Source organism: Archangium violaceum, assembly GCF_016859125.1.
GTDB lineage: Bacteria > Myxococcota > Myxococcia > Myxococcales > Myxococcaceae > Archangium > Archangium violaceum_A.
Window position 1 is genome coordinate 11,086,711 of record NZ_CP069338.1, and the last position, 15,292, is coordinate 11,102,002.

Annotated in this window: 13 protein-coding genes; 10 read left to right on the forward strand and 3 right to left on the reverse strand. The window is 66.5% G+C overall.

The window, feature by feature from the left end:
* Positions 1–392: 392 nt before the first annotated feature.
* The 4 genes from JQX13_RS46815 to JQX13_RS56685 all read left to right on the forward strand — a co-directional run bounded on the left by JQX13_RS46815 (position 393) and on the right by JQX13_RS56685 (position 4,809).
* Entirely contained in the window at positions 393–1,613 is a 1,221-nt protein-coding gene (locus tag JQX13_RS46815; protein ID WP_203405876.1) for a hypothetical protein, read from the forward strand.
* A 409-nt stretch (positions 1,614–2,022) separates the two neighbouring features.
* Complete coding sequence (locus JQX13_RS46820; RefSeq protein ID WP_203405877.1) at positions 2,023–3,723, forward strand: hypothetical protein; 1,701 nt, start codon at positions 2,023–2,025, stop codon at positions 3,721–3,723.
* A 592-nt stretch (positions 3,724–4,315) separates the two neighbouring features.
* Positions 4,316–4,639, forward strand: a complete 324-nt coding sequence (locus tag JQX13_RS46825; protein ID WP_239014286.1) for a hypothetical protein — start codon at positions 4,316–4,318, stop codon at positions 4,637–4,639.
* Positions 4,591–4,809 carry a CBM35 domain-containing protein gene (locus JQX13_RS56685; protein ID WP_430384126.1) on the forward strand — a complete coding sequence of 73 codons (219 nt, stop codon included), beginning with the start codon at positions 4,591–4,593 and terminating at the stop codon, positions 4,807–4,809. Before JQX13_RS46825 ends, JQX13_RS56685 begins: the two co-directional genes overlap by 49 nt.
* Positions 4,810–5,115: 306 nt before the next feature.
* On the opposite strand, the gene JQX13_RS46830 is transcribed toward JQX13_RS56685, so the two are convergent.
* On the reverse strand, positions 5,116–5,787 hold the full coding sequence (locus tag JQX13_RS46830) for a dihydrofolate reductase family protein (protein WP_203405878.1): 672 nt from the start codon (positions 5,785–5,787) through the stop codon (positions 5,116–5,118).
* 374 nt (positions 5,788–6,161) lie between these two features.
* On the opposite strand from JQX13_RS46830, the gene JQX13_RS56690 reads away from it, so the two are divergent.
* On the forward strand, positions 6,162–6,350 hold the full coding sequence (locus JQX13_RS56690) for a hypothetical protein (protein WP_430384127.1): 189 nt from the start codon (positions 6,162–6,164) through the stop codon (positions 6,348–6,350).
* 242 nt (positions 6,351–6,592) lie between these two features.
* Here the strand turns inward: JQX13_RS56690 and JQX13_RS46840 are convergent, their stop codons facing one another.
* Positions 6,593–7,213 carry a hypothetical protein gene (locus JQX13_RS46840; protein WP_203405879.1) on the reverse strand — a complete coding sequence of 207 codons (621 nt, stop codon included), beginning with the start codon at positions 7,211–7,213 and terminating at the stop codon, positions 6,593–6,595.
* A gap of 698 nt (positions 7,214–7,911) precedes the next feature.
* On the opposite strand from JQX13_RS46840, the gene JQX13_RS46845 reads away from it, so the two are divergent.
* On the forward strand, positions 7,912–8,247 hold the full coding sequence (locus JQX13_RS46845) for a putative quinol monooxygenase (RefSeq protein ID WP_203405880.1): 336 nt from the start codon (positions 7,912–7,914) through the stop codon (positions 8,245–8,247).
* 831 nt (positions 8,248–9,078) lie between these two features.
* A complete protein-coding gene (locus tag JQX13_RS46850; RefSeq protein WP_203405881.1) occupies positions 9,079–9,717 on the forward strand; it encodes a hypothetical protein in 639 nt (212 codons plus the stop codon).
* Between the two features lie 320 nt (positions 9,718–10,037).
* Here the strand turns inward: JQX13_RS46850 and JQX13_RS46855 are convergent, their stop codons facing one another.
* A complete protein-coding gene (locus tag JQX13_RS46855; protein WP_203405882.1) occupies positions 10,038–11,171 on the reverse strand; it encodes a M12 family metallopeptidase in 1,134 nt (377 codons plus the stop codon).
* Between the two features lie 464 nt (positions 11,172–11,635).
* Between JQX13_RS46855 and pqqF the strand changes: the two genes are divergently transcribed.
* From pqqF to pqqB, 3 genes are all read left to right on the forward strand, one after another.
* Positions 11,636–14,080: a pyrroloquinoline quinone biosynthesis protein PqqF gene (pqqF, locus tag JQX13_RS46860; protein ID WP_203405883.1), complete on the forward strand. Its 2,445-nt coding sequence runs from the start codon at positions 11,636–11,638 to the stop codon at positions 14,078–14,080.
* 155 nt (positions 14,081–14,235) lie between these two features.
* Positions 14,236–14,307, forward strand: coding sequence for a pyrroloquinoline quinone precursor peptide PqqA (gene pqqA / locus JQX13_RS46865; RefSeq protein WP_203412532.1), 72 nt, complete (start codon positions 14,236–14,238; stop codon positions 14,305–14,307).
* 70 nt (positions 14,308–14,377) lie between these two features.
* The gene (gene pqqB / locus JQX13_RS46870) at positions 14,378–15,289 is read left to right on the forward strand and encodes a pyrroloquinoline quinone biosynthesis protein PqqB (RefSeq protein ID WP_203405884.1); all 912 of its coding nucleotides are present in this window, start codon (positions 14,378–14,380) and stop codon (positions 15,287–15,289) included.
* Positions 15,290–15,292: the final 3 nt, after the last annotated feature.

Here is a 15,292-nt window from a genome sequence, read left to right on the forward strand (position 1 = left end):
GCTTCGAGAGTACGGCGGCGAAGAGCCCGGGGTCCTTCGCATTGCCGGGTCGTGTCAACACCCCGCAAACCCATGGGAGGTCCATGATGCACGAAGCACAGCAGAAGGTCGGGACGCAGAAAGAGCCCAGGAAGAAAGTGATTACCGTGGACGACGTTCGCGGCGACGTCCCCCCGATGCACGCGGGCCACCCGGGGCCTCCGGGGCCTCCGACGGCGCCGGTGGGGACCCCCTGGTAGTGGACGATGTGACGCCGAAGCCGCGGGGTCCGCTGGGGCCTCGCGGCTGAGCAGGATCTTTTCCGCGAGGGTGCCCGCGCGAGCGGGCATCCCCGCACGTGGGTTCTTGGATGAGGGTGCTCGCCGTCATCTCCCTGACGGCCCGGAGTCGAAATGGAACAGGTCGCTCAATTCCTTCAACGTCTTGGCGAATGGGTCGAACGCGATTGGCGCCGGTCGGAGCTCGACCTCGCCGCCTTCCAGGAGACCGCTGTCCGGGCGCTGGAGGCGTGCCGGCCGGCCGAGCACCTCTCGGCGATGGACGTCGTCGAGTGGGTGCATGGCACGGACGCGCTTCCGCAGCAGATGGACATCGCCGCCCATTTCGGCAATCCGCCCGTGACGGTGTTTCGCGGCCGGGGCTTCCACATCGATGTCTATTATTGGCTGGAGGGTGATACCGACATCCACCAGCACGCCTTCTGCGGCGCCTTCACCGTCCTCCAGGGGACGAGCCTCCAGGGCATCTACACGTTCGAGAAGGGCCGCGTCCTCCATCCGCGGCTCATCCAGGGCCAGCTCCGCCTGGAGTCGTTGCGTTTCATGAAGCCCGGCGACATCCAGCCCCTCGCCGCTGGGGAGCGCTTCCTCCACAGCGTCCTGCACCTGGATCATCCCACCGTGACGCTGTTGATTCGCGCCGAGGTCCCGGAGTCGGGTCCGCAGCACAGCTACAAGATGCCGGGGCTCTCCTACCTGCCCCTGGGCTTCTGTGCGCACCCGTTGCGGCGCCGGGTCCAGCTCCTGCAGATGATGGGCCTGGTGGAGCCGGCTCGAATGCGAGCGCAACTGCGGGCGGGGCTGCGGACCGCGGATCCCCTGACCTTCACGCATCTGCTGCTCGAGTCCAGGTCCATGTTCCAGAATGACTGGCAGGGCTTCGCGGAGCTCCTGAACGAAGTCTACCCGGCGCAGGAGGAGGTGCTCGACACCCTGCTCCCGGTGCTGCGCGACGTGAAGCGGGTCAATCGCATCACCCGCGCGAAGTGCGCGATCGCCCGGGAGCCGGACCTGCGTTATCTGGCCGCCCTGCTCTTCTTCTGCACGCAACGGGGCCGGTTCCTCGAGGCCATGCGGCAGCGATTTCCCGAGGAGGAGCCGCTGGAGAAGACCCGCGTCCTCCTCTCCCGCCTCAGCGCGGCGATGGGAGGGGACCTGGGGTTCGAGATGACGCCCGCGGCGGGCGTGGCCCTGCGCGCGCTGTTCTCGGGCAAGACCGAGGGCGATTTTCTGGCCACGGCGGGGCCCGAGGCCCGGCCCGCGGAGCTCTCGAGTGCCTGGCGCGAGCTGCGCGGAAGCGATCTCCTCTCCGCCCTGTTCTCCGATATCCGCTGAGGCTCCGGGGTCACCCGGGCGGATCCTCTGTAGGTCGGCGAGGCGTGGCTCGCCGGGCTCGACTTCGGGCAGCTGAAAGAGGCAGTTCCCAAAAAAAAGGGGGCGCCCGGTCTTCAAGACACGAGCGCCCCGCACCTCCGGGGCCTTTCTTGAACCGGAGCATTTCATGACCGCCGTACCCCGCCGTCCCCGTGACCTCCTGCTGCTCGCACTCCTCGTTCTTTCCTCCGCATGTGGAAGCGGAGGACTGCAGTCCCAGCCGCCACCTGTCGAGAAACCACCGCCCACCGAGAAACCACTGGCCACACTCCATGGGCAACTGGCGCCGACGCCGGGCACGGAGGTGCCAGGTCCTGTCCGTCTCGCGCTCGCGTGGTACCCCGCCTTGCTCTCCGATACTTCCGGACGGATGACCGGGCCCGTCGGCATCGTCACCGAGGATGTCGCGTACTCGGGCGGCTTCCCCGCGGACTACTCCTTCGACGTGACGAGCGCGCCGCCGGCCGAGGCGATGGTGCAGCTCGGCGACGGCATGCAGGGCAAGGGCGCGGTGGGCATCCTGCTCGCCTACAGCGATCGCAATGGCAATGCCCTGCTGGACACCATCCCCGCGGACGGCACTCCGGTAGACCGTGTGTTGGGGGCGTCGCTCGACTGGACCCGGCTGCCCGCCTTCATGGTGGTCTACCTCGACTCCGTGCAATCTCCCGCGACGGGGCTGAAGCAGGGCTTCAACCTGGTTCGCATCGCCGACAACCTCATGTCCGGCGTGGTGCCCCCCACCACTCCCATCCCGATGGCACTGCACGACGACCCGTTGCTCGACGCGTTCGTCTGCGAAGCGTCGTGGGACGACACCGCGGAACGGTCCCCGTGCGGTCTGCCCGGTGAGGAGCCCGTCGAGGGCGTGCTCACGCTCGGAGGCGAGCTCCTCTTCCTCGAGGCATGGGCGGAGGTGTCACTCGAGGTGCGCCGGGACGGTAGGAGCGTGGAAGCCGCGCAGGTGACGGTGGGCGGCCGGAGTGCGACGTACGACGCCGCGCTGGAGCGCTACACGCTCCACCTGGAGGATGCCTCGGCGCTGCTCGACAGCGGCCTCGTCACGGTGAAGGCGCGGCAGGGTGACGAGGAGGTCGTCAACACCGTGGTGGTGCCGGCGGACTTCCAGGTGACCTGGCCCACCACGCCCATGAGCTACAGCCCCGGTGAGGCCGTGCAGGCGAGGTGGACTCAGTCCCAGGGTGCATCCCGCTATGAGGTGAGTGTGCTCGCTGGAGACCAGGTGCTCGCCTCCGGGGTGACGGGGGAGCGAGCGCTGCTGCTCACACCTCGGGCGCACGAGGGGGCCGCGGTGCTGCGCGTCGGGGTGGCCGAGGAGAGCGGCGGTCTGGCCGTGCGGCGGGTGCGCGAGGTGCCCATCTCCTTTACGCGGTGTGACACGGTGACCGAGGGGAGCGGGCTCACGGTGGAGGGGGTGTTCGAGCACCATCCGTGGGACAGCTACGCCGGCGAATGGGGCGAGGTGCGCGTCGTGGTCAAGGACGAGGGGGTGCAGGTGACGGATGCGAGGGTGCGGCTCGGCGAGTGGAGCGTGCCATATAGGAGCGAGGTGGGCGCCTTTCACGAATCCATCTACGCGTTCTTCGAGGGGGAGCCCATGATCGATGCGACCGTGGAGCTGCGCGTGATGCGCGGGGGCGAGGTGCTCTGCCGCACGCTGACGCCGCCGGGGGACTTCGACCTGACCCTGGACGGCCCGTCTTCGCGTCCGACCGGCTCGGCCCTGACCGCGCGCTGGACCCGCGCTCCAGGCGCCGTCTGGTACGAGCTGGGGCTCGGTGGATCGCCCCAGCAGTCCCTCTACTCGGCGAGCACCAACGAGCTCGAGTTCACTTTCGGGCGGATCGACTACGTCGGGAACCTCGTCCTGCGTTTCGGCGCGGTCTCCCACCCGGCGCACAACGACACCCTGGGCTGGATGGACGTGAAGCGGCTGTACCTCGGAAACACCACCTTCACGGGCGTGTGGAGCCCTCCGCCAACCCGGGCTTTCAACAGGGGCCGTCCGAGCAGTGAGCCCGGTTGGTGGAGAGGCCGCGCAGCCCCTTGAGGGACACGCCTGCCCAGGCCGCCCTCCCATGGGGTGAGCGGTAGGGGACTGGTGGCGGTGTGTCGATGCCGTCGTGACGGCACCCGGTGGGGTACGCGCCATATTGTGGAGCACCTGGGACTGCCCACGTCCACTACGCGCTCCTGCCCACTTCGCATCAAGGGACTCGATTTCCGCGCCGAAGGTGAGCGAGGCCCGCAGGTCGTCGCAGGGGTGCGCTTTGTTCGATTCGGAGAAGCCGATCGTGATTCCCGAAAGCGACGTCGGTTTGCCCTGAATCCGGCCGCGGCAGCTCGGGCCATGTGCCGGAAGCGTCAGCGCGCCCGGAGGCTGGATTGGGCGGGGTTGCTCCCAAGAGGCTCGCAGTGGACCTCTTCTCCTGCCCGAGGTGCGGAGGAATGCGGCGGGTGCTGGCGTACCTCATGCGTGCACCGGGCGATCTCGTCCCTCGTTTCGAGTCCTTTGACACCGTCTCCCCGTCTCCGGGGACACCGTCTCGGACACCGTCTCCGGGGCCGCCATTCGTTGCACCCAGGCCGCGTGAGCGAGCTGTCAGCGCATCACCGCGCAGCGCACGAGCACCTCCGTCACCGTGGAGACCCAGGCGAAGACCGGCAGCTTCAGCCCGGCGCTCACCCACTACATCGTGAAGGTCAACGCCACGGCGGGCACGGCGGCTCGGATCAACGGGACCGCCCCCACCCGCTACGGCGACCTCGCGGCGCTCAAGGCCGCCACCGGTGAGGGGTGGACGACGGGTGCCGACGTCTACGGTCCGTACACCGCGGTGCGCGTCGCGGCCGGGGTGGCGCGGACGGTCGTGGTCGACGGCACCCCGAGCACTCCCCCCACTCCCCCCCGACGATCGTGCTCGAGGCGGAGGACGCGGCGCTGTCCTCGGGCGCGATCGCCCTGAACGACCACCCGGGCTACTCCGGGTGCGGGTTCGTCGCTGGGTACTGGAACTCCGGAGCGACCACCGCGTTCACCTTGCAGGTCAGCACGGCGGGCACCTACTCCGCGACCCTGAAGTACAGCAACGGCAGCGGCTCGGCCAAGACGGTCTCACTAGTGCACCGCATGTGAGATCCGATCAAGCATTCGCTTCCGCGCGCAGATGATCGAAGCGGCGCCGGTTCGCAGCATGCGCAGTTCGACCCGAGCGCATGGATGTACCGGCCGGCAAACGCCGGCACGTATACGGACGAAGGCATGGGGCCGCTGATGGCCGCCGCTCATCCCGACGCGTTCACGCTGATAGATCGATCTGCGTCCGTTCCGGCCGCTCGTGTTCGGCCAGCGCCACAAAGCCCTCGACGCCGACCTGGTGCGCACCATCCACGGCTTCGACGCGCTTCTGGTGCTCACCGGATCGACGGCGTCGGCAAACCTTTAGCCCTCGCGCTTCATGCGCTCCTGGCGGGCAATCTCACGTTCGCTGGGGGAATCGAGCGAAGTGTCGCCAATCTTGATCTCACCCTCTCGCTCGTAATGGCCGACGATCAGGCCTTTTGGAGAGACGCGGGACCTGGTCAGCTTGAACGAATGCGGCGCCGAGCCGTCGGCGAACAGCTTTTTGCCGCCGCCAAGCACGACCGGCACCGTGAAGATGCTCATAGCGTCGACCAGGTCATTGGCGAGCAGCGCGTGGACGAGTTCGGTACTGCCCTGGGTGACGAGGTTCGGGCCATCTTCCTGCTTCAGGCGCTTCACGTCGGCGATGTCGCGCAGGAGCACTGAGCCCGCCCAGCTCGTATCGACCGCGCCTGAGCGCGAAACCGCGTACTTCTTGATGCCCTTGAACAGCTTGGCGATGCCGCCATGGGGAGCGTCTTCTTCGTAGTAGGGCCAGTACGCGGCGAAAATCTCGTAGGTCTTGCGGCCGAGCAGGAGGTCGAATTTCTCCTTGAAGACGCGGTCGAGCTCTTCGCCGAACTCTTGATCGAAATAGGGCATCACCCAGCCGCCGAACTTGAAGCCCTTGGTCGGATCCTCGGTCGGCCCGCCGGGCGCTTGCATGACGCCATCCATGGAAACCATGGCGCCGACGATAATCTTCCGCATGGGTCACTCTCCTTGTTTGAGCCTAGGACGAACGGCCTGCTTCCGATCCGACATGTTCCCACATCAACGTCTTGGCGAGAGTATAGGCGGGAAGGGAGCCCTGTTGAGGGCGAGGTCGACCTGTTTCAGTTCCATGTGGGCGGCCATCCCGCGGATCAGGTGGAGGATGTGCTGGACACCCTCGAATCACTGAATGGCCAGCATCAGCCGGGGTCCTCTGGCGATGGGTCTGCTGACCGGACAATACGCCAGAGGAGCACGCTTTGACTCCACCGACATCCGCAGTGCCAACATGGCATGGATGAAGTACCTTCAGGACGGTCAGCCCAACCCTTGCCCAGGGCGCACTGGCCGGGCTGTGGGCACACAGCCCGGTGATCCTGCCGATTCCGGGCTTCCGCACGGTGGCACAGGCGGAGGAAAATGCCCGTGCCCTGGAATTCGGACCACTGACCCCGCGGCAGATGCAGGAGAGCGACCAGATTCTCGGACGGGAGGACTCCAGGGCACCCTCCAGCGGCGGGAGCGGAGCCGAAGCAGCAAGAGGCGAGTCCGCCGCCTGAATCAGTGACGAGGGCGGAGTGTGAGCCAAGGGCCCCTCACCGACCCTCGAGCCCCTTCACACTCGATGAGAGTGAACTGCTCCCCCACCCTTCTCATGCGCCTCCTTCACCCCCCACGGCGCTGAAGGGCGACGCGCCCTGGTAGGGTCCAGTCCGCCTACCCGCACCACTCGGAGGGAGCATGGAAGTCGAGCTGGAACACGCCCGAGGTGGAGCATGGTAGCCATCTCGGGGGTGAGCCGTCAGTGCTCCCAGTGCTGCCGGCCCACCAGCTGCAGGCCGTCACGGCCCTCTCCCAGGTGCACGATGACCTGGGACGTGTCCCAGCTCCAGACGCCCTCCATGTTCCAGGGAGGCTCGCTGTCACCGAACGTCGGCAGGAGCCGCCGGCGCTGCTCCACGCTCAGGCTGGCGACGAGCGCGAAGTTCTGGCGCAGCGCGAAGAACAACTCCAGGAGATCACGCGAGCGGGACACGAGGGCTCGCACCTCGTCCTCCGTCGAGACCCGCGCCGAGAGCGCATCGCGGCGCTCCTCCTGGACACCCGCCACCGGCGCTTCCTCCACTCGGGTCGTGGCGACGCACTCTCCCCGGAGACCCAACACCAGCGCTCCGCCATCCAGGCGCAGCGTCTCCGCGCCCGCGTCCCAGAGCCCCCACCGGACCACGGGGTCGACATCGCTGGCCTGCGCCGCCCAGTTGCCGCCGACCACCAGCGTCTCCACGAAGCCATGGAGCTCGACGACGGCCGGGCACACGTAGCGCCGGACGGCACGCCCGGACGCCAGCGCCTGGGCGGCGGCCTCGCGCAGCCCCGTGGAGTGGATGAGGTGCAGGTTCCCCGGGTGGATGGTCTGGTCCATGCGGTGCTCGGCGGACGGGGCGGGAGTGCCAGCGGGAATGATGCCAGCACTCCGGAGCGGTGGGGAACCGAGGGAGGGCTGCCCTCACTGCGCCGGACAGGCCCCGGGTGGCACCTCAGAAGTTGAGGCCGCCATCCACGTCGATGGTGCTGCCGTTGAAGTAGTCGCAAGGCAACAACATGAAGGGCGGGAGTGCCAACCGGGGCAAGCCCCTACCCGCCCGCGCTCGTCCCCGGGGACCGCGTGCTCGCCAGCCATCCCCCGCCGAGCGCCTTATAGAGACTGACGAGGACCCGTGGGCCCCCCGTCCATGCCGAGTCTCGTTGCGTGACTTGAGTCCCGCGTTCGAATCCTTTGACACCATCTCGGCACCGGTGACCAAGATGTGAAACCCCGCTCGTGCTCAGTCAGGAAAGGAAGCCTCCGATAAGGTGTCAAACACCTTGTATCGCTTCCGGCTGCCTCCGGTGGACGCCGAAGCGCAGTCGGTGCAGTTGGACGCCACGCAGTTGGCGCAATTCGTAGAAGCGTCTTCCGTCCACCGAAGAGCACTGACGGGCAGAACTCTTGACCGTGGGGCCCGGCTAGCAACTTCTGCTCGCCATCGCGGCGCGCAGCAGGTTATTGAACGACTTCTAGCCTGCCGAGTGGTAGGACGAAAACCGGCCCTCAAAGCGCGGCCTGCGGAGGAGAATCGTATGAGTCTTCTGGTGCTATGTGAGTTCAGAGCACGGACCGACGGGGAGGCGGAGTTCCTGCGGGTGGCGCGGGCATTGGCATCCGCCGCTGCGACCGAGCCGGGAACGTTGCGCTACCAGTGGTTCGTCACGCAGAAGCCCGGTCATTATTCGATAATTGAGGAGTACGTCGACGCTGACGCGGCCGAAACGCATAACAACCATGTGGATTCACTGCTCCGCGAACTCTTTGCGGTGGCTGATCTGGTGTCGGTGTCATTCTACGGGGAGCTCAACCAATACTTGCGCGAGTGGATTTCCGGCCGCGAGGGAATTGCAGTCAATTTGCCGTTGTGACGTCGCCCGAGCGGCCTCAACAGAAGTCCCCCCCGCCTCCACGCGCCGCCGCCTCTCGAAATGCCGCGACGACGGCCCGGTACTGCTCGCGCAGTTCCTTCAACGCCTGCCTCTTGGAAGCATGCGCCCCCCAACATGGGCGTGCCCCGGTTTCTGGCCTCGGCTTCCACCTCCTCCACCCAACCCCGCACCGCACGCTGCCTTTCCTCCTGCCCCAATCCCCCCAGCACGGCAGGGGCTCTCTTTCCAACTCCACCGGCTCGGCCCATTCCTCGGCGAATCTCCCCTCCCCCTCCTCCATGTCCTCCCTTCCCCGCTTGCTCCAGCGCTTCGTCCAGTCGAACCACCGGAACAGCCTTCGTGCTGGCCCCAGCAACCGCGGCAGGCTCGTGAGACCCGGCCACTCAGGTGGAAGTGATTGGAGGCGAAGGTGAAGGCATATAGCCGGACGGTGTCGGCCCTCTGATGGACGGCTCGCGCCAGCACTCCTCCCACCACTTCATTCACCTCCGCATTGGGGCGCGGCAACAGCCGCCCCTGGTAGCACCTGGACGTGACGAAGTAGTAGCCCTCCTCCTGGAACATCCTCAGCGGCCAGCCCATCCCCTTCCCCCTTCTTGCGCTCCGTCAGGCCGAATGCACCTCGCGCGCCAACTCGCAGGTCCCCGGAAGCATTTGAAACGGGAGGCTTCCACCGTCCACACCCCGTCTCCTTCCGACTCGAGTCCCGCGTTTCGACTCCTTTGACACCTTCTCGGGGGCATCTGGAACCTCGCCGGCACCGGACTGGGCGGTGAGTCGGTCGGCACGACCTTCCACGACGAGGTGGACATGTGGGGCGGCCCGGGCTGGAATCCGTGGACCGGCTACGTCAACGACGCGGTGTACGACACCTGCGTGCCGGACCAGCCGCGCGCCTGCGGCTACTCCGTCTACAACACTCCGTACGAGCAGTTGAACAACCCGAACGCCCTCATCTACGCCAACGTCGGCAAGGGCGCGCTGATGTGGCAGTCGGACGAGGAGCGGGCCACGTTCCGCTCCGGCGCGGACGGGCCGGACCCGCGGGCGAAGTGGCGGCTCGGCGTGGCCACCGGGGACATCTACTTCTACACGGACGAGAACATCGGCGCCGAGGCGGTCAACTGGTTCGACATTCCCGCCGGTGAGGTGCGCCGCGCGGCGAACTACGGCGAAGTCCTGATGGCCAACATGCGCGCTGGCGCGTCCTACGGCAACAACGGCGTCCCGCGAATCCCCCTGGGCGTCTTCGTCGAGCTCGGCGGAGTGGCACCGGGAGCGTCATCAACGCCAACCAGATCGGGGGCGCGGTGTGGTCCACGCTCATCCACGAGGCGAGCCTCCTCGCATACTTCTCGCACGTCTTCTCTGACTCCATCGCGAACCCGTCGACCCCGGACGTGCTCAATGACACACGCGCCGCCTACCAGGCCACGCGTGACCGGGTGAAGAAGATCAACGCCGAGGTGAAGTCGCTCGCGTGGGTGCTCAACACACAGTCCTACGTGTGGCAGTTCAACCCGAACCTGAGCACGATGCTCAAGTACCGCGACAACGCCGCCTACGTCTTCGCCATGCAGAAGTGGCAGTTCGCCAGCGGGACGTACACCTTCACCCTGCCGCCCGGCCTGCCCGCGAGCGGCACCATCGAGGTGATTGGCGAGAACCGCACCATCCCCTACTCTGGCGGGAGGTTCACCGATTCCTTCGCCGGACGTCCTGTGAATCCCCGGGCCGCTCAGCGGCCCGGGCTTGGACAAATGGTCTTGTTACTTCCGCTTGATCCGGAACGAAGAGGTGAGATCGTTGAAGTTGTGCTGCACCAGGTTCGGGATGTCACAACCACACCCCAGACCACCTCCGCCGAAATTGATGTCGTTGAACAAGGTGAACTCGAAGCCGGGGCTCACCTTGACCGAGGAGATGCGGTCGTTCCATTGCGTCCCGACCCAGGAGCTGTCGCTGGTCGCGCAGAAGCTCTCGCCCTTGTAGTCGATGTCAGAGTAGAAGCAGACTCCAGTGGTCGTGCCGCCGTAGATGGCGCGGATGGCCTCGAGGTCGCCAGCGGTAAAGGTGTTGACGCGATCGTTGCCAACCCACTCCGGCGGAAAGCCATTCTTGGGAACGTAATCCCAACGGCCATTCACGAAGTAATTGCGGTAGTGCATCATCGACTCGAAGTCGTATGCTCCGATGGGCGTGCCCGCCGATCCCCAGTCAATGGCGTTCTGGCTGCCGCCCGCGTTGACGGTGACCCATGTATCGCGGTCTTGGCGCACCTGCTCATGCGCCAACCCGACAGCGTGGCCGAGCTCGTGCCGGGCGGGGTTCACGCCGCAGCCGTTGCCCAGCGACAAATCCTGCCGTCCTCCGATCTTGCCGACGTAGCTCCAACACCCGTCGCCGGTGATGATCCGAACGTAATCGGCCTGGTTGGTTCGGGGAACCCAGCGGATGGAGGTCTTCGCGTCGTAGTCGGCCTTGGCGCCCTCGAAGGCCGCACGTGTTGCCGCCGACGCGGCGGGATCGATCTCGTACGGAATCACACCCCCTGGCCACTTCTGACCGTTGGCGTTGACGATGCCTGAGCCCATGGCCCTGACTCGCGCTTCACCATCCAGCGTCAACAGCACCTGCTTGTCCACGCTGAGCACCTGCGTGCCAGAGACCTGGCCGATCACCTGGTCGCCGACAAAGGCATAGTCGCCCTTGAGCACCGCCGTAACGGGCTCTTTCAGGCCGGCCAGCCGCACCTGAAAGGACTGGCCTTTCGGGTACTGTGAGTTGTACACGGCGTCGTTTTCCAACTCGCTCTCGTGCTCCGTTGCCGCCTGATCTCCACACGCGGTGCTCAACAAACCCAAGGCAAGAAAAGCCGTGTGACGCATTGCACGATTGAACATTTCGCCTCCTTCTGGTTGTGCGGTTCGGCGCGTCGCCTCGAGAGCAGGCCACGCACCTTCTCGAACCATTTGTCACCACAGAGGCAACAACCGACGAAATCGGGTTAAACGAGCAATAATCGCTTATTCCGCCAGAAACGTTATAATTTTTTATTTGATTTCTTGGAAAATTTTTACTTGAGACTGAAAATGGGCCTGGCTGTCTGGAGGGCCTGTGAGGAAGTCCTGACGCGTGGCGGCATACCCCCATGGCTTCGGGTTCCTCTTGAAATGCTCGGGCCGGGTATCAGTGGAAGGGCTCCGCACTGATCGGCTCCACCTCGTCCATCGCGCTGTACCGCGTGGCGATCGATCCGGCGCGATGGGGCCGGGATGAACCCGGTCCCCTCTGCAGGTTGTGGCCGTGTAGGATCGGGCTTGCCTGACGCTTCGTCGAAGTCGATCCATTTCAGCCGGGAACCACCATGACCGAATCCAGCGACCAGGGCCGCGAAAGCCTTGTCCTCGCCCATGGTCTGCGCGTGCGCCTGCGCCATGAGCCCCGCCTGCGTCGTGCCGCCGCCTGGCTGCGGGTCGAGGCCGGCAGCCACGACGTCGACGCGCAGTGGCCGGGGCTGGCGCACTTCCTCGAGCACCTGGTGTTCCTCGGCACGGAGCGCTTCCCGCGCGAACAAGGGTTGATGGCCTTCGTCCAGCGCCATGGTGGACAGGTCAACGCGCGCACCAGCGAACGCACCACCGACTATTTCTTCGAGTTGCCCCAGGCGGTGTTCGGCGAGGGCCTGGAGCGGCTGTGCGACATGCTAGCCCGGCCGCGCCTGGCCATCGAAGACCAGCAACGCGAGCGCGAAGTGCTGCATGCCGAGTTCATCGCCTGGTCGCGCGATGCCCAGGCCCAGCACCTGTTCAGCCTGGCCGGCGGGGTCTCGGCCCGCCATCCGCTGCGCGCCTGCCATGCCGGCAACCGCGACAGCCTGATGGTGGAGAGCCCCGAGTTCCAACAGGCGCTGCACGACTTCCATCAGCGCTACTACCGCACCGGGCAGATGACCTTGCAACTGATCGGGCCGCAGCCGCCGCGGATTCTCGCGGGGCTGGCCAGGGACGCCGATGCCGCACTGGCCGCGGGCCCGCGCAGCGCCAATGCGCCTGTGGAAACGCTGCTGGGCGACCCGGGCGAGGCGCCGCCGGCCAGTGACCCGCGGCGGCTCAACCTGCTGTTCGCCTGCGACGGCCTGCCGCCCGGCACGGACGAGGCGCTGCGTTTCCTGGAACTGTGGGCCGGATCCGCCCATCCCGGCGGCCTGCTGGCCGAACTGCGACGCCTGGGCTGGGCCCAGAGCCTGTCGCTGAGTCCGCTGTACCAGTACGCCGACCAGGCCCTGGTCAACTTCGAAGTGCAGCTGACCGAAGCCGGACAGCAATCCCGGGCGGCGGCCCAGGCACTGTGCTTCGACTGGCTGGAGTACTTCCAGTCCCATGCCGATTGGGAGCCCCTGCGCGAGGAGTATCGCCTGCTGCGCAGCCGCCAGTCGCAGACCGAGGGGGCGCTGGAGCTGGCCCGGCGCCTGGCCCATGGACAACCTTCGGAACTGCCGGACGAAGCCGTCCCGGCCCTGCGGGCATTGCTCGAACGTTTCACGCCCCAGTCACTGCTCGCTCCCGGCGCCAAGGCGCTGGACGAACCGCCCCGGCTGCCGCCATTCGGTCCCTGGCGCCTGCCGCCGCGCAACCGTTTCCTGCGCGGCCAGTGTCGGCCGACCCAGGCCAGCCCGCGAATCGCGGCCCTGGCGCAGGGCGAGCCCGAACCGAATCGCGGCCTGGATGGCGCCGTGCACCTGCGCTGGCGCCTGGCCAACCGGCATCACGCCGCGCTGTGGCACATGCTCGACGCCAGCCTGCGCCGGCTCGGCGAAGAAGCCCGCCAGGCTGGCGTGCAACTGGAATTCTCACGCCTGGGTCCGGACTGGCAATTGCGCCTGTGCGGCGTACGAGAGCCGATCCCGGCGATCCTCGAACAGGCAGTGGAATCACTGCAACGCCCGACACCGGAGAGCTGGCGCCAGGCCAGCCCACCACCGCGCCAGCAGGTACCGATCCGCGAGCTGATCGCCCTGTGGCCCGAGCATGGCCTGGGCCACCACCGCCCGGCTCGCAACGACAGCAGCGAGCTGCACCCCGAAGCGCTGCAACGGCTGTGGCAGCAGGCGCGCTGGGATGGTCTGGTGCTGGGTTTCGACGATACCGACCGGCTCGCCCTCGACGCCGTGGCCGCGCGCTTGCCGGGCAGCGCCTCGAACGATCTCCGCCAGCCGTCCACACTGCCAGACCGAGCCAGCTGGAGCCAGGTGGCCTGCGGTTCGGACGAGCATGCACTGCTGCTGTGGTGTCCGGCGCCGAGCCTGTCGATCCAGGACGAGGTGGCCTGGCGCGCACTCGCCCAGTTGATCCAGGCGCCATTCTACCAGCGCCTGCGAACCGAGCTCCAGTTGGGCTATGCGGTGTTCAGCGCATTCCGCCAGCTGGCCGGCCGCCCCGGACTGATGTTCGGGGTGCAGTCGCCCGGCAGCGACTGCGCGGCCTTGTGGGGGCACATCGCCGAATTCCTCGAGGCCCTGCCCGAGCGCCTCGCGCAATGGCCGGGGACAAGCCTGCGCGAGCAATGCGTGGCGCTGGCCGACAGCCTCGACGGCGGCAACCTCGGGCTGACGCAGCGACTCGAGATGCAGTGGCAAGGAAGATTGGCCGGCCATTCGTCGGGCTATTCCAACATGTTGAGAGAATGGGTCGGTCAACTGGATGGGCCGACGCTGGTCGAGGCGACTCATCGGCTTTTGGACAGTCAGGTGAGCTGGACCGCGCTGGCGACCGGGCCTTGCCCGGGTGCGTCCTGGTATGAGGCAGTCTGACTCTTGCCAGGAATACATAAGGATCATCAATAAGATTTGAGTCCGCTACGTGGGAAATCTAGTAACATACGGCCCAAGCATCAGGACATCTCCACCTGGAGCTGGCCTGAATGTGAAGACCGGATTTGCAACCACCCTCAGAAGGAGCAACTCCTATGTGGACCAAGCCTGCTTACACCGACCTGCGCATCGGCTTCGAAGTCACCATGTACGCCGACAACCGCTGAGCAGCCCCGCAGTACAACGCCTCGGTCAGCCGGGGCGTTGTTGTTTCAGCCGCCGCACGATTGAGTGGTCATGTACATTCAGATTCTAGGTTCCGCCGCTGGCGGCGGTTTCCCACAGTGGAACTGCAACTGCGCCAACTGTAAGGGCTACCGCGACGGTACCCTGCGCGCCCAGGCCCGCACCCAGTCCTCCATTGCCCTGTCCGATGACGGCGTGCACTGGATCCTGTGCAACGCCTCGCCCGACATCCGCGCTCAATTGCAGTCCTTCGCACCGATGCAACCGGCCAGGGCCCTGCGCGACACCGGGATCAATGCGATCATCCTGCTCGACAGCCAGATCGACCACACCACCGGCCTCTTGAGCCTGCGCGAAGGCTGCCCGCATCAGGTCTGGTGCACCGACATGGTCCACCAGGATCTGACCACGGGCTTCCCGCTGTTCAAGATGCTCAGCCACTGGAACGGTGGCCTTCAGTGGAACCGCATCGAGCTCGAAGGTAGCTTCACCATCGAAGCCTGCCCGAACCTGAAGTTCACCCCCTTCCCGCTGCGCAGCGCCGCGCCGCCCTATTCGCCGCACCGTTTCGACCCGCACCCGGGCGACAACCTGGGCCTGGTGGTCGAGGACCTGCGCACTGGCGGCAAGCTGTTCTATGCGCCTGGCCTGTACCAGGTCGACAACGCGCTCGAGCAGCACATGGCCGACGCCGACTGCCTGCTGGTCGACGGCACGCTGTGGTCGGATGACGAGATGCAGCGCCGCGGCGTCGGTACCCGTACCGGCCGCGAGATGGGCCACCTGTGCCAGAACGGTCCCGGCGGCATGCTGGAACTGCTCGACGGATTCGAGAAGCCGCGCAAGGTGCTGATCCACATCAACAACACCAACCCCATCCTCGACGAAGACTCGCCCGAGCGTGCCGAGCTCGAGCGCCGGGGCGTGGAAGTCGCCTTCGACGGCATGAGCATCGAGCTGTAGGAG

Excerpts from the sequence above, each read along its gene's own strand:
- JQX13_RS46815 (WP_203405876.1), top strand. The coding sequence starts at position 393 with ATGGAACAGGTCGCTCAATTCCTTCAACGTCTTGGCGAATGGGTCGAA.
- JQX13_RS46820 (WP_203405877.1), top strand. The coding sequence starts at position 2,023 with ATGACCGGGCCCGTCGGCATCGTCACCGAGGATGTCGCGTACTCGGGC.
- JQX13_RS46830 (WP_203405878.1), bottom strand. The coding sequence starts at position 5,787 with ATGCGGAAGATTATCGTCGGCGCCATGGTTTCCATGGATGGCGTCATG.
- JQX13_RS46840 (WP_203405879.1), bottom strand. The coding sequence starts at position 7,213 with ATGGACCAGACCATCCACCCGGGGAACCTGCACCTCATCCACTCCACG.
- JQX13_RS46845 (WP_203405880.1), top strand. The coding sequence starts at position 7,912 with ATGAGTCTTCTGGTGCTATGTGAGTTCAGAGCACGGACCGACGGGGAG.
- JQX13_RS46850 (WP_203405881.1), top strand. The coding sequence starts at position 9,079 with ATGTGGGGCGGCCCGGGCTGGAATCCGTGGACCGGCTACGTCAACGAC.
- JQX13_RS46855 (WP_203405882.1), bottom strand. The coding sequence starts at position 11,171 with ATGTTCAATCGTGCAATGCGTCACACGGCTTTTCTTGCCTTGGGTTTG.
- pqqF (WP_203405883.1), top strand. The coding sequence starts at position 11,636 with ATGACCGAATCCAGCGACCAGGGCCGCGAAAGCCTTGTCCTCGCCCAT.
- pqqB (WP_203405884.1), top strand. The coding sequence starts at position 14,378 with ATGTACATTCAGATTCTAGGTTCCGCCGCTGGCGGCGGTTTCCCACAG.